The 23,860-nt window shown below is 48.9% G+C and carries 17 protein-coding genes and 1 tRNA gene; 4 read left to right on the top strand and 14 right to left on the bottom strand.

The window, feature by feature from the left end; translation table 11 throughout:
• Nucleotides 1-35: 35 nt before the first annotated feature.
• Nucleotides 36-872 carry a sugar phosphate isomerase/epimerase family protein gene (locus NFR62_RS07700; protein WP_251617059.1) on the bottom strand — a complete coding sequence of 279 codons (837 nt, stop codon included), beginning with the start codon at nt 870-872 and terminating at the stop codon, nt 36-38.
• A gap of 183 nt (nt 873-1,055) precedes the next feature.
• On the opposite strand from NFR62_RS07700, the gene NFR62_RS07695 reads away from it, so the two are divergent.
• The gene (locus NFR62_RS07695; protein ID WP_251617056.1) at nt 1,056-1,946 is read left to right on the top strand and encodes an AraC family transcriptional regulator; all 891 of its coding nucleotides are present in this window, start codon (nt 1,056-1,058) and stop codon (nt 1,944-1,946) included.
• 107 nt (nt 1,947-2,053) lie between these two features.
• On the opposite strand, the gene NFR62_RS07690 is transcribed toward NFR62_RS07695, so the two are convergent.
• The 4 genes from NFR62_RS07690 to NFR62_RS07675 are packed head-to-tail and all read right to left on the bottom strand — an operon-like array spanning nt 2,054 to nt 6,238.
• Nucleotides 2,054-2,902, bottom strand: coding sequence for an aldose epimerase family protein (locus NFR62_RS07690; RefSeq protein WP_251617054.1), 849 nt, complete (start codon nt 2,900-2,902; stop codon nt 2,054-2,056).
• Complete coding sequence (nagA, locus tag NFR62_RS07685) at nt 2,899-4,047, bottom strand: N-acetylglucosamine-6-phosphate deacetylase (protein ID WP_251617052.1); 1,149 nt, start codon at nt 4,045-4,047, stop codon at nt 2,899-2,901. Before nagA ends, NFR62_RS07690 begins: the two co-directional genes overlap by 4 nt.
• Nucleotides 4,048-4,087: 40 nt before the next feature.
• Nucleotides 4,088-4,816, bottom strand: coding sequence for a glucosamine-6-phosphate deaminase (gene nagB, locus NFR62_RS07680; protein ID WP_251617037.1), 729 nt, complete (start codon nt 4,814-4,816; stop codon nt 4,088-4,090).
• A 54-nt stretch (nt 4,817-4,870) separates the two neighbouring features.
• The gene (locus NFR62_RS07675) at nt 4,871-6,238 is read right to left on the bottom strand and encodes an ROK family protein (RefSeq protein WP_251617033.1); all 1,368 of its coding nucleotides are present in this window, start codon (nt 6,236-6,238) and stop codon (nt 4,871-4,873) included.
• A 105-nt stretch (nt 6,239-6,343) separates the two neighbouring features.
• On the opposite strand from NFR62_RS07675, the gene NFR62_RS07670 reads away from it, so the two are divergent.
• Nucleotides 6,344-7,291, top strand: a complete 948-nt coding sequence (locus NFR62_RS07670; RefSeq protein ID WP_251617029.1) for an AraC family transcriptional regulator — start codon at nt 6,344-6,346, stop codon at nt 7,289-7,291.
• A 51-nt stretch (nt 7,292-7,342) separates the two neighbouring features.
• The gene (locus NFR62_RS07665; RefSeq protein ID WP_251617025.1) at nt 7,343-8,488 is read left to right on the top strand and encodes an ABC transporter substrate-binding protein; all 1,146 of its coding nucleotides are present in this window, start codon (nt 7,343-7,345) and stop codon (nt 8,486-8,488) included.
• Between the two features lie 87 nt (nt 8,489-8,575).
• On the opposite strand, the gene NFR62_RS07660 is transcribed toward NFR62_RS07665, so the two are convergent.
• The 9 genes from NFR62_RS07660 to NFR62_RS07620 all read right to left on the bottom strand — a co-directional run bounded on the left by NFR62_RS07660 (nt 8,576) and on the right by NFR62_RS07620 (nt 23,359).
• On the bottom strand, nt 8,576-11,740 hold the full coding sequence (locus NFR62_RS07660; RefSeq protein ID WP_251617023.1) for a DEAD/DEAH box helicase: 3,165 nt from the start codon (nt 11,738-11,740) through the stop codon (nt 8,576-8,578).
• A gap of 166 nt (nt 11,741-11,906) precedes the next feature.
• A complete protein-coding gene (locus NFR62_RS07655) occupies nt 11,907-12,314 on the bottom strand; it encodes a hypothetical protein (protein ID WP_251617021.1) in 408 nt (135 codons plus the stop codon).
• Nucleotides 12,315-12,412: 98 nt separating this feature from the next.
• The gene (locus NFR62_RS07650) at nt 12,413-14,326 is read right to left on the bottom strand and encodes an ABC transporter ATP-binding protein (protein ID WP_251617018.1); all 1,914 of its coding nucleotides are present in this window, start codon (nt 14,324-14,326) and stop codon (nt 12,413-12,415) included.
• Entirely contained in the window at nt 14,316-16,091 is a 1,776-nt protein-coding gene (locus NFR62_RS07645) for an ABC transporter ATP-binding protein (RefSeq protein WP_251617315.1), read from the bottom strand. The genes NFR62_RS07650 and NFR62_RS07645 overlap by 11 nt, the downstream gene beginning before the upstream one ends.
• A 174-nt stretch (nt 16,092-16,265) precedes the next feature.
• The gene (locus tag NFR62_RS07640; RefSeq protein WP_251617015.1) at nt 16,266-19,112 is read right to left on the bottom strand and encodes a leucine-rich repeat protein; all 2,847 of its coding nucleotides are present in this window, start codon (nt 19,110-19,112) and stop codon (nt 16,266-16,268) included.
• Nucleotides 19,113-19,285: 173 nt separating this feature from the next.
• Entirely contained in the window at nt 19,286-20,599 is a 1,314-nt protein-coding gene (locus NFR62_RS07635) for a replication-associated recombination protein A (RefSeq protein WP_251617012.1), read from the bottom strand.
• Between the two features lie 187 nt (nt 20,600-20,786).
• Nucleotides 20,787-21,548 carry a hypothetical protein gene (locus tag NFR62_RS07630; RefSeq protein WP_251617009.1) on the bottom strand — a complete coding sequence of 254 codons (762 nt, stop codon included), beginning with the start codon at nt 21,546-21,548 and terminating at the stop codon, nt 20,787-20,789.
• A 13-nt stretch (nt 21,549-21,561) separates the two neighbouring features.
• Entirely contained in the window at nt 21,562-22,458 is an 897-nt protein-coding gene (locus NFR62_RS07625; protein WP_251617007.1) for an ankyrin repeat domain-containing protein, read from the bottom strand.
• A 544-nt stretch (nt 22,459-23,002) separates the two neighbouring features.
• A complete protein-coding gene (locus tag NFR62_RS07620) occupies nt 23,003-23,359 on the bottom strand; it encodes a hypothetical protein (RefSeq protein WP_251617004.1) in 357 nt (118 codons plus the stop codon).
• Between the two features lie 237 nt (nt 23,360-23,596).
• On the opposite strand from NFR62_RS07620, the gene NFR62_RS07615 reads away from it, so the two are divergent.
• Nucleotides 23,597-23,672, top strand: a tRNA-Met gene (locus NFR62_RS07615).
• Nucleotides 23,673-23,860: the final 188 nt, after the last annotated feature.

The raw sequence follows: 23,860 nt of genomic DNA, 5'->3' as shown, positions 1-23,860 counted from the left end.
TGTTTTATAATAGCGCTCTATACGCGCCCTACCGCTTATCTTCCTATAATTTTATCCATTGCGTTAGACGTGTTGAAAATAATCGTTTCGCTGTGCTGAGCATACGGCGGAATCATTTCGCCCGTAACCCAACCGTTGTAGCCCGCTTTGTCGAACGCGTCTTTCACCGCTTTCCAATTCACGTCGCCCGCAAGTAAATCCACAAATCCGTCGAGTGAGCCCACCGCCCTGCGGTAATCTTTAAAGTGTACTTTTTTAATGCGTTTGCCGAGAATTTTAATCCATTGCTCGGGATAACCGCAATAAAGAACGTTGCCCACGTCGAAATAGCTTCCAACGTAGTCGCTCCCCACTTTGTCTATAAAATCGCGCATTTCGAGCGGCGACAGCAAAAAGTTGTTCCAAACGTTTTCTATGCCTATGCTAACTTTAAGACGCTCGGCGTCTTTTGCGAGCTCTTTAACGGCGGCGAGCGAACGCTCGTATACAACGTCGTAATCCGTTACTCCGAGTTCAGGCGAGAACGACACCGAAACGGCTCCCGGCACAATCAAAATAGTGTCGCACCCGAGCCACGAAGCAACTTCGAGCTGTTTGCGCACGCAAGCTTTCGCTTTTTCGCGCATCTTTTCGTCGTCGGACGAAAGCGAATACTTCCAATACAGCCCGCTTGCCACCGAATATAATTCTATGCCCGCCTGTTTCGCCGCCGCTTTAATTTTATCAACGTCGGCGCGGGTTGATTCGAGCGAAAGCTCTCCCGTTTCGTCGAGCGCAACCTCAACTCCGTCGAAACCCGCCTGTTTGGCAAGCTTGAAATTCTCGGCAAGCGTCCCCCCTGCAAAACTCCAAATACTAATGCCCTTTTTCATTATTACCTCCGTTTTTCATAACCGCGCGCATTTCCTTTTAAGTAAGCGTCAGCGCGCAAACTATGTATTTTAAAAGTTTTTATTGACTTTTCAGTCAATACTATGATACACTGAAAGTGCAAAAAAGTCTTTAAACGTTCGTTCCGTTTTTTTGCACATTTGTACCTTAGGAGAATACTTTAATTGCGCGACAAATTCGTAAAACAGGAAAACCGCAAAGTTATTTCGGTGGAACGCATAGTAACGGTGCTCTATATGGAATATTCCAAAGATTTCGTATTCGCGGGCGAAGCGCACGACTTTTGGGAATTTACCTATATAGACAAAGGCTCGGTGGTTTTCACAGCCGACAGCCGCGAATTTTTGCTTAAAGGCGGAGAAATAGCTTTCCACAAACCGAACGAATTCCACAAGCTTGCGGCGTTTAACGTTCCGCCTAACGTTACAATAGTTTCGTTCGTGTGCAAGTCGGAAGCTATGAAATTTTTCGAAAACAAAATATTCAAACTTTCGGCGGAAGAAAGAAACGTTTTGTCCGCTCTTTTAAAAGAGGGAATGGCGGCGTTCGAACCGCTAACCAAAAAGCCTCCCGTTATGGGCATGAAAGAAAAACCGAACGCACCTAAAGCGGCTCGGCAACTAACATTCAATCTACTCGAACAGTTTCTCGCCATTCTTCTGCGCCGAAGCGATTCGGCAATAGCGCGCGAAAGCCGAAGCGTGAGCCGAATAGAAAAAAGCGACTATCCCGACCAAGCTTACGAAATTTTGCTCTACCTCGAAAAAAACATAGGAAGCCAACTTACGGTAGCCGAAATAGCGGAACATTTTTCAATGAGCGAAAGCGCGTTCAAAAAGTATTTTTCAAAATACTTTCAGTGCGGCGTAATAGAAAAATTCAACGACATGAAGCTTAAATACGCGGGCACCTTAATTCGTGAGCGGAACTTGAATTTTACCGAAATCGCCGAAGTGCTCGGTTTTTCTTCGGTGCACTATTTTTCGCGTCTGTTCAAAAAAAAGACGGGCATGACCCCGTCGGAATACTCTTCGTCGGTTAAAACCGAAATTTAGTTTTCGTTCCGTAAAACACAAAACGAACGGAATAATCCGTTCGTTTCGCGCGGTAAAAAAATCAAAGGGAGTTACCCCTTACAAGCAAGTAAATTTACGATTTAACGTTAAAAGTACGTTACCGTTCTCGTTATAACCTTTTGCGAATGTGGAGAAACTTTCCACACTCCCGATTTTTGAGAGAACTCGCTATCGGACTTTTTTTCGGTGTCGGGTAAATTGCCCCAAGGCTCAATACAAATCATGTTCGCGCCGTTACTGCGCCATAAAAGCAAGTTTTCGAAATCTTCGAATTCCGTTTTCGCTATTTTTTCGCCGTCAAGCGAACAGAGTTCAACGAAACGCGATTTTATTTTAGGAAATATAAGCGTTGCGCCGTCGGTTAAAAAATCTGCGGGAATAGGAAACTCTTTTATGGTTCCGTAGTCGCGCGTCTCCCCCGTAAGAGTTCCGCGCCCGCCGTGAAACGCGTGCAATAGGCGCTCTTCTTTTTCAAATACTATTTTGTAGTTCTCCACTCCCGCCGCAAGCGCGAACGACTCGTGCCCGCCGCACGAAAAAGGCAATTCGGAGTCGTACGGGTTTTCCACCGTATAAATAATATTCACGGAATTTCCCGCAAGCGCGTATTCCGCTTTAAACACGAAATCGAAAGGATATTTCTTTTTTGTTTCTTCGCTCGATTTAAGCGACAAAATTATTTTTCCTTCGGATATGTGTTTTAACGTAAACTCGCTTTTTCTCGCAAATCCGTGCGCGCCGACCTCGTAAGTTTTTCCGTTTACGGTAACGCCGCAACTTCCGCACACAGGGAACAGAACGGGGGCGTGCCCGCTCCAACTCCCGTTTTCGTTTTGCCAAAGTCTTTCTTTGCCGAACGCTTTAACTCCGAGCATTTCGGCGCCCAAAGAACTCACCGTAACGGCAAGGCACTCGTTTCTTATCGTATAATTCATTTGCGTTTATAAATCACCTTTCCGCCGCGCACAGTAAGAACAACGTCAAACTTGGAATCGAGCACGGCGAAATCGGCGTTCTTTCCAACCTCTATGCTTCCCGTTTCTTTATTCAGCCCGAGAACGGTTGCGGGCGCGAGCGTGGCGCAATCCACAGCGTCGGTAAACGGCATTCCCACCTTTTCAATAAGGTTTTGAACGGCTCTGTTCATTTTAAGCACGCTTCCGGCAAGCGTTCCGTCGGCAAGTCGCGCTTCGCTTCCTTTAACGTACACAGTTTGCCCGCCGAGCTCCGAAACGCCGTCGGCAAGTCCTTTCGCGCGCATTGCGTCGGTAATCAGCACAAGTCTGCCCTTAGGCTTGTTTTTAACAAGCAATTTCATTGCGGGCACAGAAACGTGTATTGTGTCGCAAATCATTTCGCAGTTCAATTCGTCGCACAATAAGGCGCTGCCCACCACTCCTATTTCGCGGTGGTGCAAAGCCGACTGCGCGTTATAAGTGTGCGTAACGTTGGTTGCGCCCGCTTTAATCGCGGCGAGAACGGCTTCGTGTTTCGCTCCCGTATGCCCGACGGACGGCACTATTCCCCTTTCTTTGAGGTGCGCTATAAGTTCGAGCGCGCCCTCTTCTTCGGGGGCGAGAGTAACTATTTTAATGCAGTCGCCGCTTGCCTCGTTATAACGCTTAAAAGTTTTAACGTCAGGCTTTGCTACGTATTCGAGCGGTTGCGCGCCCTTATGCGCCGCCGCAATAAACGGACCTTCCAAATGAACGCCCAAAACCGCAGCGCCCTCTTCTCTGCCCGATTTGCGGTAAGCATTCACCGCTTCGAGCGCCTTTTCGATGTTTTGCGGCGATTGCGTCATAGTAGTCGCCAAAAATCCCGTAGTGCCTTCGGCGGCGACCGTGTCGGCTATCGTTTTAAGCGCCTCTTCGGTGCCGTCCATAGCATCGAAGCCGCCCGCTCCGTGAATGTGCTCGTCTATAAAGCCGGGCAACACAACCGCGTCGGGGGGCAACGGAATATATTCCTCAGCTCCGCGCGCGTCGCCTATTGCCCTTATTTTTTCGTCGAAAGCTATATCGGTTTTTTTAATGCCCTCGCCGTAAACGTAAACGTTTACGTTTTCAAACGCTTTCATTTTTTATACGCCTCCAAAATTCATTATGCGCAAAAGCGCGTCAGTTTTTTAAACGGCTGCCCGCCGCTTCGTCGCATATAAGAACGCAATCGGGGTGCTTTCTCAATATGCTTGCGGGAAGCTGTTCGGTAACTTCTCCGCGTATCATGCCGTATACCGCGTCCGCTTTATTCGCGCCCGTCGCAAGTATTAAAATCTTTTTAGCCTGCATGATTTCCGACAGTCCCATAGTAAAAGCTTTTCTCGGCACGTCCTCTATTCTGTCGAACAGGCGCGCGTTGTCGCGCACAGTGCTTTCGGCAAGTTCTACGGTGTGTGTAACGCTGTCGAACGGCGTGCCGGGCTCGTTAAACGCTATGTGCCCGTTGCTCCCTATTCCGAGCACCTGAATGTCGCGCGGCATATTTGCGAGAAGCTCGGCGTAGCGCTTGCATTCCGCGTCCGCATTTAAAGCCATACCGTTTTCTATATGAGTGTTTTCGAGTTTAATGTCTATTTTATCGAACAGATTTTTGCGCATAAAATAGGCGTAACTGTTCGGGTTGTCTTTGCCTACTCCCGCGTATTCGTCGAGGTTGGCGGCTTTCACGCGGGCGTAGCTCGTGCCGTTTTCCTCGTGGTCGGCAATCATGCGAGCATACAGCCCAAGCGGCGTGGTGCCCGTTGCAAGCCCCAAAACGGCTTCGGGATTACCGGATACAACTTCTTTCATAATTTCAAACGCTTTATCGCTTACTTTTTCGTAATCTTTAACTATAATAATCTTCATACTTATTTTTCTCCGAATTTGTTTTTTGTTTCGGTATTGTAATTTTATGCGCCGTTATTCAACGTCGGGGCAAAGGGAAGCGGCGGCAATACTCTGCCCGACCCTCCTGTTGCTTTCGTCGGGAAGCGATATGTCGAGCCCTTTAAATTCGGGATATTCGGCGGCAAGCACCTTTTTGCAGGTGTCGAGAATAATATTTCCGCCCTCTCCGCCCGTAACTCTTCCGAGCAAAAGAACGTGTTTCATATCGTAGAATTTAGCGTAATACGGCAACGTGTGCGCCAAATACACGCCTATGTCTTCGTATATAGTGCGGGCGAGCTCGTCGCCCTTTTCCATAAGCGCCTGAATAACTTTAAGCTTTTGCGCGGGAGTGAGCCCGTCCTCGAACTTAAAGCCGCCGAGTTCGGCAAGTTTAATCACGGCGTCCTGCGAAAAGTATTTGCACCCCACTCCGAAATCGCCGCTCCATTCGTCTTGCATAGCGCTTTCCGAAAAATCGACGGGAACGAACGCAAGCTCGGAAAGCCAACCGTTTATTCCGCCGTCGGCGTTTATATAGCCAACAGCTTCGCTCGTGCCCATAGCTATGCCGAGCACCTTGTTGTCGGCAAGGTCTATGCTGCCCGCAAGCGCCGTAACGTCGCCGTCGTTAGCCACCTCAATGGGAACGTCGCCCATTTCTTTGGCGATATTTATATACATGTTTTTAACGTAATCGCCGTACTTTTCCTTGTCAACTTTCAAAAAGAGCGACGCAACCATGATTTTGTTATCCACATAAACGCCCGCGCTCGAAACGCCGATTGAATCTACGCGAGGCATTTTGCTTGCGGCGGTTTTCATTGCGGTAAGAATTTCGTCGTGATGATAATGCGGGTCGGCGGTGATTTTGGGATTCCAAACAACTTCTTCGGAATACACCACTTCGCCGTCTATAACCGCGCTTACCTTACGGTCGGAGCCGCCCGCGTCGAAACCTATGCGGCAACCTTTAAGATGCCCGCCAACTTTCATAGACGCGTTCTTTTGCGGCGGAACTTTATCGAGCCACACAACTTCGAACGGCTTTTCGTATACGCCGCTCATAAAGTCCTCGTCGAACGCGCGCGCGCCGTTTTTGGAATATGCCTCTTTGAGCCTAAGAAAAATCTCTTTGCTTCCCGCAATTCCTATTTTATATCCGCCGCACACCCACAAAACCGTTTTAGCCAACCTTTCGGCAACTCTGTAATTGAGCTCGTCGTTTATTCCGTCGCGGAAAGCGTCGAACGAATAAACGTAATTATATCCGCCGTTGCGTTCCACAACCAACGTTACTTTCGCCCTGTTTTTTTCGGGTTCGCTCTTAACTTTTTGAGCGAAATCGTCAAGCGCTTTAATCATAGGATAAAAGGCTTTGTCAAGCTTGGGTTTGTTCATACTTTTCCTCCATAAAAAACGGTATTTTCGTATAATTTAATTGTATCACTATTTCGGCGCGTTTCAATGGAAAATCTTTCCTGAAAATTTGGAAATCTTTCATAAATGAAAATCACGAAAAATATTTACAATAGGCGCGATTCGTGCTATAATTTTATTATGGACGCAAGGCATCAAACAAAAAAATTTTACATGCACAAAATAGACAACGTTTTCAACGTGCAAAAAATCGTTACCATTCATTATCAAGCGCTTCCCAAGCGTTACAAAGCGCGCGAAGAGTGGCACGACTTTTGGGAAATAATTTACGCCGACAAAGGCGGCGTTACCGTAGTGTCGGAAAACAGACAAACAATATTAAAGCAAGGCGACATATACTTTATAACGCCAAACGTGCCGCACTATGTTGAAAGCGACGAAAGCGAGCCTAACATATTTATAATATCGTTCGAATGCCGCTCGGAGAGCATGAAATTTTTTTCCGACAAAAAGCTTTCCGTGCCCAAAGAACGCCGTTGGCTTTTGCAAAACGTAATGACCGAAGCCGCTTCCGCGTTCGACCTGCCCGACTTCGACCCCGAGCTTAACAGGCTTACGCCCAAATGCCGTCCCCCTCTCGGAGGAGAACAGCTTATAAAAAATTCTTTGGAATCGTTTTTAATATACCTGTTGCGCTCCGAAAACGATAAAATTGCGTCAACAGCGTTTTTCATATCCAAAACCGAACTTTCGGACGCGCTCGAAGACGAAATCGTGCGTATTTTGCGCGAAAGCCTTTACGGCAAGCTCACGCTCGACGATATTTGCGACAAGCTGCATTACGGCAAAGTGAAACTTTGCACGTTTTTCAAAGAAAAGACGGGCGCGGGAATATACGGCACTTACTTAAAATTCAAAACGGACGAAGCGAAAAGCCTTATCCGAAAAGGCGTTTCGTTTACCGAAATAGCCGACCTGTTGTGTTTCGATTCGGTTTCGTCGTTTTCAAACGCATTTAAAAAATATACGGGCATGACGCCCAAACAATACCGCGACAGCATAAAAAAGGTGTAGTCGCACAAACACGAAAGCATAAAAAGACGTTCGCTCGCGCAAGTTAATACCATGAAAAAGTTTGTGAGCGTTTTATTGTGTTTGCTGTGCGCCTTACCTGCGGCGGCATGCAAAAAAGAAGCCCCCGCGCCGAGAATATGGCTAATAGAGCCGTCTTCTACGGCGGCGGAAACGGAAATTCGCCAAATGGTGCGGCATTTCAATTCGAACGCGCTAATATCGTTCGTGCCAGCCGAAGAACTTTCGGTTCGCCTTAACGCGGCGATAGAAAAAGACGACGCGCCCGACGTGTTTATGCTTTACGCAGATTCCATTCCCGACCTTGCCGAAAAAGAAAAGCTCGCCGACTTAGGCGACAGACTTCGCGTAAGCAAAGTGAAAGCCGACGAATTGTCCGATTCCGCTCGCAGAGCTTGCGTATATCAAGGAAAAACTCGCGGCGTTCCGATTTTTACCGACGTATACATGCTTGCAACCAACCGCGCCCTCGTGTCCGCGCCGCCCGATTCGGCGGAAAAGCTGATGTCGGTTTGCGGCGAGTTGAAAACAAAACAGATTTCGTCGTTCGAAAAACTGACGCCCGAAAAACAGTCGGTTTTATTCGAGGCTCTGTTATATTCGCACGGCGGCAAAATGCTTAACGGACGCAAAACGAAACTCGAATTTACCTCCGAAGAGGGAAAAGCCGCGCTCGAAAATTGCGCGGAACTCCTAAAATCGGCTTCCGACAAACCCGACTCTACCGGCATGGGCGAAGCCGCGTTTTCAGTTCTTACCATGCGGGAAAGAGCGCAAAACGCCGAACGCTACCCCGATTCCGAAATTACTCTCTCTTCCCTTTTCGGGCTCGAACGCTTGCAAACGGTTGCGCTCGGCATGAGCAAACAAAGCAAAAACCAAAAACAGGCTTTCGAACTACTCGAATTTTTGCAAACCGAAACGGATAAGCTTTCGGCTCTATACAAGCGCTATTCGGCAAAGAAAAACATAGAACCGCTTTCAACCGACGACGCCGACGCTATACGGAATCTTTACCAAGCTTCGCCGGCGCCCGCTCTGTGCGGCTACGAATCGCTTGTTAAAACTTATATTCCCGCCGCAATCGAAAAAGCGGGAAAAGGAGTGAACACAACCGACGCGCTTAACGAAGCCGCAGAAGACGCAAGCGACAACATTTGGAAAGGAAAACGCGAATAGTTTTAACGCCGTTGTAACGCGACTGTTTTCCGCAAGCGGATTTAGGCTTTAACGAATATTTTTAATGCGGATTTAAGCTCACGCTCTTTAAGAAAGCAACTCCAAAATTTCTTCCACTTTAAGATTTACGCCTCCCGACGCAGCGTGCATAACTATGTCGGAGAGAGCGTTTTTCTTTTCCTGCAATTTCATAATTCGCTGTTCTATGCTGTCTTGCATAATGAGCTTGTAAACTTGCACCGATTTTTCCTGACCTATTCTGTACGCGCGGTCGGTGGCTTGATTCATAACCGATTCGTTCCACCACGGGTCGTAATGAATAACAACGTCGGCGCCCGTAAGATTAAGCCCCGTTCCTCCCGCTTTCAGCGATATGAGAAAAGCTTCGGTTTTGTCGGAGTTAAACCGCGACACAAGCTTTACCCGTTCGGCTTTCGGGGTGTCGCCCTGCAAAAGATAGTGAGTTATTCCCTCTTCGGCAAGCTTAGAGCGCAAAATTTCAAGCATAGAAGTGAACTGACTGAACACAAGCACCTTATGCCCCGACTGCGACGCCGAACGAATCAATTCAAGGCAGGCGTTTAACTTAGACGAATTGCCTTTATAGTCGGAATACACGAGCGAGGGTTCGCAACAAATTTGCCGCAACTTTGTGAGCATGCTTAAAACCACAACTTTGTTCACCTTTTCGCCAGCCGCTTTAACGCTCTCTTTCACAAGCCCCAAGTTAGCCGAATAAAGTTCGAGTTGCTCGCCTTCGAGAGGGCAAAGCACGTTGCTTTCCATTTTGGGCGGCAGTTCTTTCAGCACCCCCGATTTAAGCCTTCTCAACACAAACGGTTTTATGAGCCTACTCAGCCTTTGCGCCGCAGCGTCGTTTCCGCGCACGATTTCGCTTTCCAACGTGTCGCGGAACTTTTGATACGAAAACAGATAACCGGGCATTAAAAAATCGAATATGCTCCAAAGTTCGGCAAGGCTGTTTTCCACAGGGGTGCCGGTGAGCGCGAAACGGTATTTCGCGTTAAGCGTTTTAACCGCGCGGGCGTTTCGCGTTTCGGGATTTTTGATATACTGCGCTTCGTCGAGCACCGCAAAACAAAACCGCTCTTTCGCGTAAAGCGGCGCGTCTCTGCGCAAAAGCTCGTAGCTCGTAACAACAACGTCGTACTTTTTAAATTCCGACACGAGCTCTTTTCTTTCTTCGCCGTTGCCCGACACCGCAAGCACTTTTAATTCGGGCGCAAACTTATTAAACTCGTTCACCCAGTTAAGAACGAGCGTAGTAGGGCACACAACTATGCTCGCGCCCTGTTTTTCGCTCACAAGCAAAGCTATTATTTGCAGAGTTTTTCCAAGACCCATGTCGTCGGCAAGAATACCGCCGAACCCCATGCGCGTCAGTGTTTTAAGCCAACGGAACCCCGCTTTTTGATAGTTTCTAAGCACAGGCTTAAGTTTTTCGGGCACTTCGGCAAGACTTTCGGACGCGTCGGAAAGCTCTTTTATCATCTGCTTAAATTCGGCGCTGCGTTCAAGATTGAAAAATCCGCTTTTCAATTCGTAATCAACGTAAGGCGCGTAATAAAGAGGAAGAGCGAAATCGTCGCCGCTTACCGAAGCTATTTCCGCAACTTCGGATATTGCCGCAATAGAGGGGTCGAGCAAATCAACGAACGAACCGTCGGTAAGCCGCACATAATTTCGTTTGTTTTTATACGCCCGCAAGATTTCGGCGAGTTCGGCGGAAGAATATTCTTCGCTCGATAGTTCCAACCCGAGCAAGTCGCTCTTTATGCGCACTCCCACTTTCATGCGCGGCGGTTTTCTCACTTTCATTTTTTTAATGTCGTCGCTCAAATAAACTTCGGCGTTGCCCATAAGCTCCCTAAGCCCTTCGCGCAACAGCAAATACACGTCCGCTTCGTCCGACACCGTAAGAAGCGGAAAGTCGGGAAAATATTTTTTGAGAGTCTGCAAAAACGCCCCCTCGCTTTCGTAATCGCGCACAAACGGCGAAGAAGAATTTTCGTCGAGAATATCCACCTCGTTTTCTCCGTCGTAGCTCGCGTGCAAAGTCGCCTCTATTCCGCCTTGCGGCAACGCGTTCAAATACACTCCGAGTTCGAGCGGCGCCGCTTCGAACACGCTCAAATTCACTTCGGGCGCGGCAATCTCCGTAAAAGCGATTACGCGCGTGAGCACGCTGTTGTAAAACTGCGACATGTCGCTTTCCGCAACAAACAGCCTGCCTCTCGCCTGAACGGCGTTCACCACAGGCATAACCGCGTTATAATACGCGTCGGTAACAGGGTAAATTCTGTTTTCCGAAACTATATATTTGTTTTCCTTTCCGAAAAGCACTCGGTGCGAATGCAACTTACATTCAAGCACATATCCGCCCGACACTTTCCCCACCGAAAAGCCCACTTCGGCGGCATTCGACTTTTGCACTATAAGGCAAATTCCGCCTTTAACGAACGAATCGCCGCACCCCACAAGATGCCCCGCAAACAACCGCATAAATTCGTCTACCCCGCCCGCCGACAGCCTGAGTTCGTCGCGGTAATCGGGATTAGGCGCGTGCGCGTCGGCTAAAAACTCAACCTTTTCGCGCCAACAGCCGCTTATAAAAGCCGCAAGCGACGCCGAAAGTTCGTCGAACGATTCGGGAACGTGCGTAACGGTAAGTTCTATTCCGTACCGTTTTTCAGCCCCCGTATTCCAACACGAAACAAAGTCGGATACGTCTTTCAGCGTATACATTTTTTTCGAGCCGACAGTAAATTTAAGTTTTAATCTTCCCCCCTCGCCTATTTCCATAGTGGGCACAATTTTAACTTTTTCTCCCTCTTCGGCTATGCGCCGCCCCCGCCTCATTCTGCCGTATTGCTCTATTAAGGCGCGTATTCCCGCGTCGCTGCGCCTTGCCACAGTTTCGGCGGTGCCGCGAGTTTGTTCTTGCGGAAATTTGTTTTCGTAGGCGAGAGCGGTTGCCACAATGTGCCTGCAAGGTCCTTCCGAAGTTTTGTCGGAAGGGCAATCGCACGAATAGTCGTATAGCCCGCCGCGCTCGTCGAACTGCACTTCCGTTTCGTAATTGCGGTCGCCTTGAACGGACGCCCGAACAACGAATTTTCCGTCGCGCCGCGCCGTGCTTATGTTTGTTACCCGGTTATCGTAAAACCGCTTTTTTCCGCCCGTAACGGCGCGCGCTCCCGCCTCGCTATATAACGAATCCCAATCAAGCAATTCGCAAAACCCTCCGACCGCTTTTTTGTGAACTTATATTATATCACTTTTTCAAAAAATCCACAAGCAAAACGCGACTTAAAAATAAAACGCGCGGGCAAAATTTGCTTCGCGCGTTTCCTCTCTTTAAAAACGTTTCCTCAATAATGCGATTTAGGTGTTGTCACTACTTGCCGGGCGGCGGCACAGACGCGCCGCTTCCGAACACAAGTTTTATCATGGGCGGCACAGAGTTCTTATAAAAAGCGCTCACAAGCTGCCCTCCTCGCTCGTTTTTGAGTTTTTTAACGTAAGCGGATTTAAAGCAACCTATTCTTTTGCCCGACGCGAACACGTCGCAACCGTCGCTATCCGAAAAACGCAATTCGAGCTCCTGCCCGTCGGCTACGCGCGAAACGGAAGGCTCGCACAAAATAACCGTTTGCTCGTTTTCGGGAATGGGCGACGCGATTGTTTCGGGGTCTGGCTCGGGTGCCAAAAGCTTGAAAATGCTGTTGTCGTCAACAACCGTATAGCCCGACATATCGTCGTCGAGAATGTCGTCGTAAAGATTTTCTTCGTCGTATATTCTCATCTGTTTTTCTCCTCGTGCGCGATTATAGTATTATTATACTACATAAGCTCGCGATTCGTCAATAACCGATTAAAAAAACATTCGAAAATTTCTTTTTGTCAATCGAGCTCGAAAGCGCCCGTATAAAGTTGATAATATTTTCCCTTTTGGGCAATCAGTTGCTCGTGATTGCCGCGCTCTATAATCCGTCCGTGTTCGAGCACCATAATAACGTCGGCGGCGCGAACTGTGGAAAGCCTATGCGCAATAATAAACACGGTGCGTCCCTGCATAAGCCTGTCGCAACCCGCCTGCACTATCGCTTCGGTGCGGGTGTCTATACTGCTCGTGGCTTCGTCCATAATCATAACGGGAGTGTCGGCAACCGCCGCGCGGGCAATGCTCAAAAGCTGACGCTGACCTTGCGAAAAGTTCGCGCCGTCGGCAATAAGCATTGTGTTATAACCTTCGGGCAAACGCATAATAAAGTCGTGCGCTCCCGCAAGGCGCGCCGCCGCCTCAACATCTTCGTCGGTTGCGTCAAGTCTGCCATAGCGAATATTTTCGCGCACCGTGCCCGTAAACAAATTCGTGTCTTGAAGCACCATGCCGAGCGAACGGCGCAAATCGTCTTTCTTTATCTTGTTTATGTTTATGCCGTCGTAACGTATTTTGCCGTCGGCTATGTCGTAGAACCTGTTTATTAAATTTGTAATAGTTGTTTTGCCCGCGCCCGTAGAACCTACGAACGCAACTCTCTGACCGGGTTTTGCGAACACCGACACTCCTTTTAAAACGGGCTTATCGGGTTCGTAGGCAAAGTCCACGTCGTCAAGCAAAATGTCGCCTTTCACTTCCGCATAAGTCACTGTGCCGTCGGCGGAATGCGGATGACGCCACGCCCATCTTCCCGTGCGAGTGTCGCTCTCCGTAAGGTTTCCGTTCTCGTCCTCTTTGGCGTAAACCAAAGTAACGTAACCGTCGTCGGTTTCGCTCTTTTCGTCGAGCAGTGCGAACACTCGGCTCGCGCCCGCGCGGGCAAGCACAACCGAATTAACCATTTGCGCCATTTGCCCTACGTTGTTGGAAAACGAGCGACTCATAGTGATAAACGACATTATTATTCCCGCGCTGAGTGTGCCCGTGCCGAAACAGTAAACGTTGGTTATTCCCGCTATTTTCATTGCGACGCCCGCGAACGCCACTATAACGAACATAAGGTTGCCGATATTGCCGAGTATCGGCATCAAAATATTCGCAAAGCCGTTAGCCTTGTCGGCGCAATCGAAAAGCTCTCCGTTAATTTTATCGAAGTCTTTTTCCGCCGCTTCCTCGTGGCAAAAAACTTTTATAACCTTTTGCCCGTTCATCATTTCTTCTATGAACCCTTCGGTTTTCGCAATGGCGCGCTGTTGGCGCACAAAATTGCGCGCGCTTCTCCCGCCCACTATCTTGGTGGCAAGAACCATAAGCGCGGAGAACACAACCACCACGCAAGTAAGCCACACGCTGTACGACAACATAACGCCGAAAAACGTTAGAAGCATAACGCTCGAACTGAATATCTGCGGAACGCATTGAGCGGCAAGCTGCATAAGTGCGTCAACGTCGTTGGTGTATGTGCTCATAACGTCGCCGTGCGTATGCGTGTCGAAATATTTTATGGGCAACGACTCCATTTTGTTGAACATATCAACGCGAATTTGCTTTAAAAAGTCGTGCGCCACAATAGCCATAAGCCGAGAGTGCACGAACACGGCAAGCATAGCCAAACCGAACACGCCGCCCATAATTGCCACAGTTTTAATTAAAGTTGTTTTTACCGACGCAAACCCGTCGGTGAGCGCGGGCGTTATGCAGGTGTCTACTATTCTTTGCAAAAACACCGAAGCGGAAACGTTTGCGGCGGCGGAAAAAAGTATGCAAATAAGCACTACGGTAAGTCTTCCTTTATAGTGCGAAAACAAGTATTTAACTACCCTGCCCAAAACTCCCTTTTCGGCGGGGTTTTGCTTTTTTTCTTTACGCGACATCTTCGTCTCCTCCCGCTTTGTTTTGCGACTCGTAAACCTCGCGGTATATGTCGTTTGTTTTCAACAATTCGTCGTGCGTACCCACTCCGCTTATGCGCCCGTTATCGAGAACCACTATGCGGTCGGCGTCCATAACCGACGCGGTGCGCTGGGCTATGATGATTTTGGTGGTGCCCGGAATTTCTTCGCGGAACGCTTTGCGAATAAGCGCGTCGGTGCGAGTGTCCACCGCGCTTGTGGAATCGTCGAGAATGAGAATTTTAGGCTTTTTCAACAGCGCGCGAGCAATGGTTAGGCGCTGTTTTTGCCCGCCCGACACGTTTGTTCCGCCCTGCTCTATGTGAGTGTCGTAGCCGCCGGGAAACGACGAAACGAATTCGTCGGCGCATGCAAGCCGCGCCGCGCGTTGTATTTCTTCGCGCGTGGCGTTTTCGTCGCCCCACTTTAAATTCTCTTCAATCGAACCCGAAAACAACAGATTTTTCTGCAACACCATTGCCACGCTGTTTCTCAGCGCTTCGAGCTCGTATTCTTTAACGTCTTTGCCGCCCACGCGCACGCAACCCTCGCAAGCGTCGTAAAGGCGGGGAATCATTTGCACGAGCGACGTTTTGCCGCTTCCCGTGCCGCCCAAAATTCCCACCGTTTCGCCGCTTTTAATGTGCAATTCTATTCCCGAAAGCACCTCCGCTTCGGCGTCGGACGCATATTTAAAGCTGACGCCGCAAAAATCGACGTCGCCGTTCTCAACCTCGCGGCAAGCGTTTTCGGGCGACACGATGTCGCTCTTTTCGTTGAGCACTTCGGCAATACGTTTTGCCGAAGCCGTCGCCATAATAATCATAACGAGCACCATTGCGAGCATCATCATAGACGACAGAATTTGCGCCGAATAAATGAACAAACTCGATATGTCGCCCGTGCTCAGTTCGCCCCACACGGGATTTCCCGCCGCATCGAACCCGCCGAAAGTGTTCACCGTGAGGTACGCGCCAAACACGCTTATAAGAATTATAACCGCGAAAATGCAAAACCACATTAACGGATTGCTGAGCGCGAGCAACTTTTCGGGACGCACGAAATTGCGGCGAATGTCTTCTGCGCTGTTCTCAAACTTTTTGCGCTCGAAGTCTTCGCGCACATACGTTTTAACAACTCTCATGCCCTTTATGTTTTCCTGCACGGAGTCGTTGAGTTTGTCGTATTGCTTGAACACGCTGTCGAACATAGGATACGCTTTCCAAATAAGAAGCGCCATGCACACGCCGAGCACCGGAATAATCCCCAAAAATATGCAAGCCATTTTAAGGCTCACGCTAAACGACATTATAAGCGCGGTTATGAGCATAAGCGGAAAACGAACCGCCATGCGAATACTCATCATATATGCGTTTTGCACGTTTGTAACGTCGGTGGTAAGGCGGGTTACAAGTCCCGACGACGAAAATCTGTCTATATTGCCGAACGAAAATCCCTGCACCTTATAAAAAAGGTCGTGCCTTAAATTTTTTGCAAATCCCGTAGAAGCGCGGGCGGCAAAACGCCCCGAAAGCGTGCCGAAAATAAGCGAGCACGCCGCCATAGCGATTAAAATTATGCCGCTTTTCAAAACGGGCGCAAGCGAATTTCCGTTCGCCGCGTTTATAAGACGCGCGATAACAAGCGGAATAAGGCATTCCAAAAGCACCTCTCCCGTCATGAAGATAGGCGTTAAGATTGACGGAAGCTTATACTCCCGCACACTACGCGTAAGTGTTTTCAGCACCATGATATGTATTTCCTCCGAGTGTTTCCGTATAAGTATAAAAGAATAAAAAAATATTGTCAACCGCATAAAGCAAATTATGCTCGGAAAATTTCATGAAAACTTTCCAAGCATAATTATAACCTACCCCCCCCCGAAGTCAATCGAAATTAAACGCTTTTTATGTTCGATTTTTTACCACAGCACGGGTTTGCCGTCGGCACCGTAATGCCAAAAGCCCGCATTTTCCGTTTCCGAATAATAGCGCACTGCCAAAACCGTATTTCCGTTATCTTTTCTCACCGCCGCCCACTGTTCGGAAGTCCCTTCGAAATAAACAACGGCTTTTGCGCAATTTCCAAACACGTCGTGCTTTAAATGCGACACACTTGCGGGAATTACCACCGTTTCGAGAGCGGCGCACCCGTCGAACATTTGGTATTCTATCGTTTTCAGTCCGCTCGGCAACTTCACATACGTCAGCGCATTGCAATTCATAAACGCCGCCGCCCCGATAGAGCCCACGCTGTCGGGAATGTCGATTTCCAAAAGACTGTCGCACGAACTAAACGCGCCGTGTCCGAGCGATATAAGCCCGTCGTTCAACGTAACGGAAGTCATGCTTCCGCAACCGTAAAACGCATAATCACAAATGTATTTCAATTCGGGATTGCACTTAAACGATGAAATTCTGTTTCTCCCGACGTATGAAATCTGCATAGCGCTTTCAGCTATGCCCACCGTTCCGTCGTCAAGCACAAGGTCGAACATTTCGACGCGTTCGTAATATATGAACGCTATCGCCCATTTATCCACATATTGAATGTAATTTTCCGCCGTGCGAATAAGCCCCTCGCATCCGTCGAACGCGCCCTGTTCTATTTGGGTCACGCTGTCTGGAATTTCGAACGACGGATTCACAATGTTCGCATTTTCGCAAAATACGTTCGCACCGATTGCTTTCACGCCGTCGGGAATTACCGAAGTACGACACCCGAGCACGAATTTATCGCCCGCTTTCTCTATTATGCAGTTGCCTGCGGAATAATACGCCGCTACGTCGGGTGCGGCGACAAGCTCGGTTACGTTATCGCTTCCTAAAAGCACGTTTTTGCCTATTTTCTTCACGCCTTTCGAAAACGTCACGCTTTTCAGATTTTTTCTACCCGAGAGCGCATAATCGAATATGGTGTAATTCTCCCCGTTGTAGTCGTCGGGCAAAGTAAGATATTCGCCGTCTCCGAAGTAATCGAGAAGATAATTCCATTCTTTTCCGTCACCGCTTGCTTTTCCCGTGAAAAACGCGAGTTTTTCGCTTTGGTTGTAATCGATAACGCTTGCCTCGTTCGCGTCGGTATGCACCTTGCAATACGATTCGAATCCCGCGCCCGTAACCGACGCTTGCGAAAGATTGTATATCTCCACAAGCCGCACACACCCGCTAAACGCATAGCCGCCGACTTTCGTCACGGTTGCGGGAATTGTGTACGATATAAGCGACACGCAATCCGCAAAAGTTTTCTGACCGATTTCCGTCAAAACGCCGCGCGTCGTCACCGTACGCAACGCCGAGCAACCGCTGAACAAATTCCACGATAATTCGGTTATGCCGTTTCCAATATCCGCGCTTTCCAATTGTTCGCAACTGCCGAAAGCGGCGAATTCGAGCGTAGTTACCGAATCGGGAATTTTCAACGACGTAAGTCCGCATTTTTCAAACGCGCCGCTCTCTATGCTTTTCACCGAAGAACCGAGCGTAACAACCGCAAGCGATTCGCAACCCGAAAACGCACCGTCGTCGATAATTGCGCAATTCAAGTCTGCCGATTCCAACTTTTCGCAATTAGTAAAAGCGTACCACCCCACTATCTTGCACGCGGCGGGTATGGTAACCGAAGTAAGCGACTTGCAATTTTCGAACGCATGGTCGCCGATTTTCGTTACGGTTGCGGAAATTGAAAATTCGGAAAGCCGTTCGCAACCACTGAACGCATATTGGTCGATTACCGTTATGTCTCCTTTCATTTCCACGCTTGTAAGCGCCGAGCAATCGCGGAACGTGGCACTTTCTATTCTCGTAATTCCCGCAGGCAAATCTATTGTTTGCAGAGCCACGCAACCGTCAAACGCCGAGCCGCCCAAGCTTGTAAGCGTTTCGGGCAATAAAATCTCTTCGAGCGCCGTGCAATCCGCAAACGCGCTACCGTTCAAAGTTTGTAAATCGGCGGGAAGAGTAACGTTTTTAAGAGCCGAGCACCCTTCGAACGCCGACCGTCCTATGCTAGTAACGCTATCCGCAATCTTCACCGAAACGATTCCCGTGCAGTTTTTAAACGCGTCGTCAACAATATCCGACACAATTTCGGGCACAACGAGTTCGGTCGCATTTTTGTCTTTTAAGCCGACAATCATGCAACTTCCGTCGCCCCACTCGCGATAGTTAAACGGCTCCAAAGCCTTTTCTATTGCTTCCGTAAAGCCCCACGCTGCCGAGAGCACAATATCCGACCGCACGAGCGCCGACGAAAAATCCCACTTTGTGCTTCCGTAATACCACCCTTTCAGAACAAGGTTATCGTTGGGCGGCGTTATAGCGGGCGCCGTAAGTTTTGCGTTTTGCGCCACTTTCACGCTATACGAATTTTCTCCGCCCGCAAACGTGCCGCCGTTCGCGTCAAAAACAACGGTGTGCTCTCTCGCCCAAACGGCATGAAGAGTGATGTCGCCCGTCACTTTGTCCGCCGCAAAATTCCACATAGCGTCGCGCTCGTCGCCCGTTTCGTTCCAACCTACGAACAAATATCCCTCTTCGCCAACAGGCGCCTTGCTCGGCTCCGACACAATAGAATCTTCGCTTACTTTAATTTCGTAAAACCGCTCGCCGAATATTGTTCCACGCCCCGCGTCGAAAGTAACGGTTACCGTACGTTCTTCGTCCGGCTCGCTACTGTCGTTAAAACACGCGGTGAACGCGACCGACACAAACAAACAAGCCACAAGAGCAACAACAGACAGCAATATCTTTTTGTTCAATCTTTTCACTTTCAAACCTCCGTAACGAATAAAAATATACTCGTATTATTATAACCCCCCCCCGAATTTTGTCAAGCCTACCGTAAGCCCGTTATTATATTTTATGCAATCTTAATATATTTTTAATTTTTTTTCACGCACAATAGAAAAGCGGACTAACTAAGCCCGCCTTGTCGAATCTTTTACTTTCCCTTTTTCCACGCCTTGATTTCTTCGAGGCGGGTTTTGAATTTAACTTCGAGACCCTCTTCGGTGGGGCGGTAATATTCTTTTCCTTTCAAGGAATCGGGCAAGCATTGCATATCGGTAAGCTTCTCGTCAAAATCGTGGGCGTATTTGTAGCCCTTGCCGTAGTTAAGCTCTTTCATAAGACGGGTGGGCGCGTTGCGAATAACAAGCGGCACAGGCTCGGCAAGCATTTGGAGCGCGTCCTTTTTAGCGCTCTCGTAAGCCGAATAAAGCGCGTTGGATTTTGGCGCGACCGACATATAAACGACCGCCTGCGTTAAATGAACGCTGCATTCGGGCATTCCTATAAAATGGCACGCTTGATATGCCGCCACCGCGATTTCGAGAGCGCGCGGGTCGGCAAGCCCTATGTCCTCGCTTGCAAATCGCGTTATTCTGCGCGCCACATACAACGGGTCTTCTCCCGCTTCCAACATGCGGGCAAGCCAGTATACGGCGGCGTCGGGGTCGGAATTGCGCATCGATTTATGGAGCGCGGAAATAAGATTGTAGTGTTCTTCGCCGTTCTTATCGTATAGAAGCGATTTTTTAGACGTGCACTGCTCCACCGTCTCGCGCGAAACTTCTATCCCGCTTTCGGTAACGGCGCCGTTCAAAACCGCCATTTCGAGAGTGGTTAGCGCGCTGCGGGCGTCGCCGTTGGCAAAATTCGCAATAAGGTCAAGCACGCCGTCGTCAAGCTTAACGTTCTTGCCGCCGAAACCGCGCTCGTCGGTTAGCGCGTGCGTTAAAAGTCCTTTTATTTCTTCGGCGGTCAGCGACTGCAATACGAAAACTTTGCACCGCGACAAAAGCGCGCCGTTCACCTCGAACGACGGGTTCTCGGTGGTTGCGCCTATTAAAATAATGCTGCCCTTTTCCACATAAGGCAAAAAGGCGTCTTGCTGGGCTTTGTTGAAACGGTGAATTTCGTCTACGAACAAAATCGTTTTTTCGCCGAACCTTCGGTTTTGCTCGGCGCGTTCCATAACCTGCTTGATTTCTTTTATTCCGCTCGTAACAGCCGAAAAGTCTATAAAAGCCGCTTTCGTAGTTAGCGCGATTACCCGCGCGAGAGTCGTTTTTCCCACTCCCGGCGGTCCCCAAAATATCAGAGAACCCACGCTGTCGTTTTCAATAAGACGGCGCAATATTTTCCCTTTTCCCAAAAGATGAGTTTGCCCAGCCACCTCTTCGAGCGTTCGAGGACGAAGCCGAGCCGCAAGCGGCAAATCACGCTCGCTTTCAAATAACGTTTGCTGTTCCATGCCGTTCTCCCTCGTTTTTTCCGAAAAGCCGTTTCCGCAAAAAATTCGACGAAAATCCGTGAAATTCCGTTTAATTCGTTTGACAAACGCCAAACATAATATTATAATTATTTTATCATAAAACTTCGTAAGCGGCGCTTTGCCGGGAGGATTCCCGCAGGGCGTTGTTTGTATTTCATGCGGGGAATTATTCTTTTTCGTGCCGCTTCTTCTTTTTGGTTTGCGGCTTTTCGTCCTCTTCGCGCGCGGGAAGATATTCGAGGTTCCCCGCGTTGGCTTTGAAAAGCACTTGCCGCGACAGCACGCAACACACGGCGGAACCCGCCGACACAATAATATTGCACACCGCAATAAAAATATCGAACGCGCCCGACGAGCCGAAGCCTATTACCGATATTACGATTTCAGCCGCCGCAACGAGAACGTGCAACACATTGAAAAATTCGTAAGAAACAAAAGTATGCTTATTAAGCCCGTCGCGCGGAACGTTGCTCTCTTTGAGTTCGCTCCCTATTTTTTGCCCCGTGCGCCCCATAACGGCAACGTAAACCGTTAGCGCAATCAGAGCAATCAAAGCTATAAGATACAAAGTGAACAACGCGCGCCACGAAGACATATTCGCAAGTCTATCGCGCCCCTCAACCTTTAAAAACAACGACACGGCAAACAAAAGCGTGCTTAAATACATGAAAAGCGATTTGCGCTTTTGCAACGCGTCGAGCTCTTTTTGCGAAAGTTTAGACAGAAATTTACCGTTGCGCTTAGGTCTTTTATAAAGCGTCAACCGCTCAACCGATTCGGGATTTTCGGCGGTCTCATCGCTCGGATTTTTATTGCCGTCGGTTTGCTCCGCTTCGCCGCCCGTGCCTGAGTGAACGCTCGAATTCTCTTGTTCCGTTTCGGCGCTCGCAACTTCTTCCGTCAGTTTGTTGTCGTTTGTGTTGTGCAAAAGTTTTTCTCCGTTACGCGTTTATAGCGTCGAGCACCGCGAGCGCCGCCGCATTGCCGTCGAGCATGGCGTTTTCGCGCAAGGTTCGGTTATCGTATCTATCGAGCGCGTTGTAGCCGTGATTGAGCATGTATTCGAGCATTCTGCCGCCGTCGTTAAAAGCGGCTCTGCACGCTTTTTTCAGAAATTGCGGATTGCGGTTAAACGAATAGCCGCAATGCAACAAAATGTCGAGCACTTCGGTTGAGCCGGTGAAAACGGCTTGTCCCACCGCGTTATCGCTCGGAGTAGCGCCAACCTTTCCGCTTTTTAAAAGATATTCGAGCACAACCCAGTCGCCGCCCGACACCGCCAAATCGAGCGCTGTTTGATTTTGCCACTCAACGTGTTTGTTTATAAATTCAAGCATTTCGTCGTGCGCGTGGAGTATTACCTCGAATATTATTCGTATAAACACCGAACGCGCAACTTCGGCTTCGGTTAAAAAATAGCGTTTCATAAGCGCGCGCAATTTATCGAGCCTGCCGAGCACAGCCATAGAATTTATGTACGGCACGAAAATGTCTATATCGGCGCTTCCCGACACTCTGCGAACATCGTCGAGCACCTCGAAAAAACGGGGTTCGAGTTCTTCGTTAAAGCCCTTGTTGTTGCACATGTTGGCTATAATGCTTCTGCTCACCGGTTCGCGCAAAACGCCGTTGTCGATTAAAAACGATACGAGCGAAAAATTATTCAGCTTTGCCGCCCAGTGGAGCGCCGTTGCATGACGGTAGCAAACATCGGCGCCGTTTACGCACATTGTGCGCAAGGTGTCGAAATTAGGTTCGTCGGCTCTGCATTCCGCCACAAACAATTCGCCGAGCGTTTTCGCCCGCTCTTTTTGCAATAACTGTTCTTTCGTCGCCATACCGAAAAGAGCCTCCTTTTCGCCGCCGTTTTCACGTTTAAAAAAACGGTTGCGGTATAGTTCAGTATAGCACACAAACATAAATTTGTAAAACGTTTTTTCGGAAAAGTCGGGCGCTCCGAAATATGTTTTGTCCTATTTTGTCGCAACATAAAAAAGACGCCCGAACTCGGACGCCTTAAAGGTTTTAGAATTTTTTGTGCGATATAATAACACGGGTAAAGCAAGCAAGTGCGCGTTTGCGAACGCAGCGTAGCGCCGACTTGCGTTTGGGCGACATTCCTCAGACAACAAACTCGACTTTCTCGGGTTTCCCGAGAAAGGACTCCTCTTTAAGCTCGCCTAACACGGGTTAAACAAGCAAGTGCCGCAAGGCACTTTGCGCAGTGCCGTGTTACGCTTGGGCGACAATCCGCAGACAAACTTGACTTTCTCGGGTTTCCCGAGAAAGGACTCCTCTTTAAGTTCGCCCAAGTCGGATTAAGCAAGCAAGTGCGCGTTTGCGAACGCAGCGTAGCGCCGACTTGCGTTTGGGCGACAATCTTCAGCTCCCTTGATAGTCCACAAGGTCGTCGTCGTTATTCGTAACCATTGTATAGTTGCAAGTAGAAAAATATTCGCTTTCGCCTATTTCGGGATTGTCGGACGCAAATTCTTCCGATTGTTCGCGCAATCTGCTTTCAACTTCCAACTCGTCGGCTGCAAATTCGTCGGTTTCGCAATCGCCGCATTCGCGTATGAGAATTTTTTTGAGCATGTTCTCATCGGTGCGCAACGTCTTTTTCTTATTTTCGTTAAACATTTTTATTTCCTCCATGCTTTTAGCTTGCGGCTTTAACGGCGTAATTATCCGCGCGCTCGGCAAAACTCCGCAAAATTCGCACACTAATTCGGTTGACAACCCGCCCCCGTTATGTTAGAATAATTAAGCATTCGCAAAATGAACCTTATGCGCATATCATAAATAAGGGCAACTTAGCTCCTCAATATCGCGGGATGGAGCAGTCGGTAGCTCGTCGGTGCTCCTTAGCCGAGCGCGAAGCGCGAACGCCACGAGCCGTAGGCGAGTATAACCCGAACGGGTTATGTGCCAAACAAGTAACTAAACACGACAAACATTATTTTAGCTCCTCAGTATCGCGGGATGGAGCAGTCGGTAGCTCGTCGGGCTCATAACCCGAAGGTCGTAGGTTCGAGTCCTACTCCCGCAACCACTAAAAAAGAACGCCACGCAAGGCGTTCTTTTTCTATAACCCGAACGGGTTATGTGCCCTAACAAGTAACTAAACGCGACAAACATTATTTTAGCTCCTCAGTATCGCGGGATGGAGCAGTCGGTAGCTCGTCGGTGCTCCTTAGCCGAGCGCGAAGCGCGAACGCCACGAGCCGTAGGCGAGTATAA

The sequence above is a fragment of the Pumilibacter muris genome, assembly GCF_943193045.1.
Taxonomy (GTDB): Bacteria; Bacillota; Clostridia; order Christensenellales; family Pumilibacteraceae; genus Pumilibacter; species Pumilibacter muris.
Note: the sequence above shows the minus strand (reverse complement) of the source record. Positions and strands in the feature narration are given on the sequence as shown.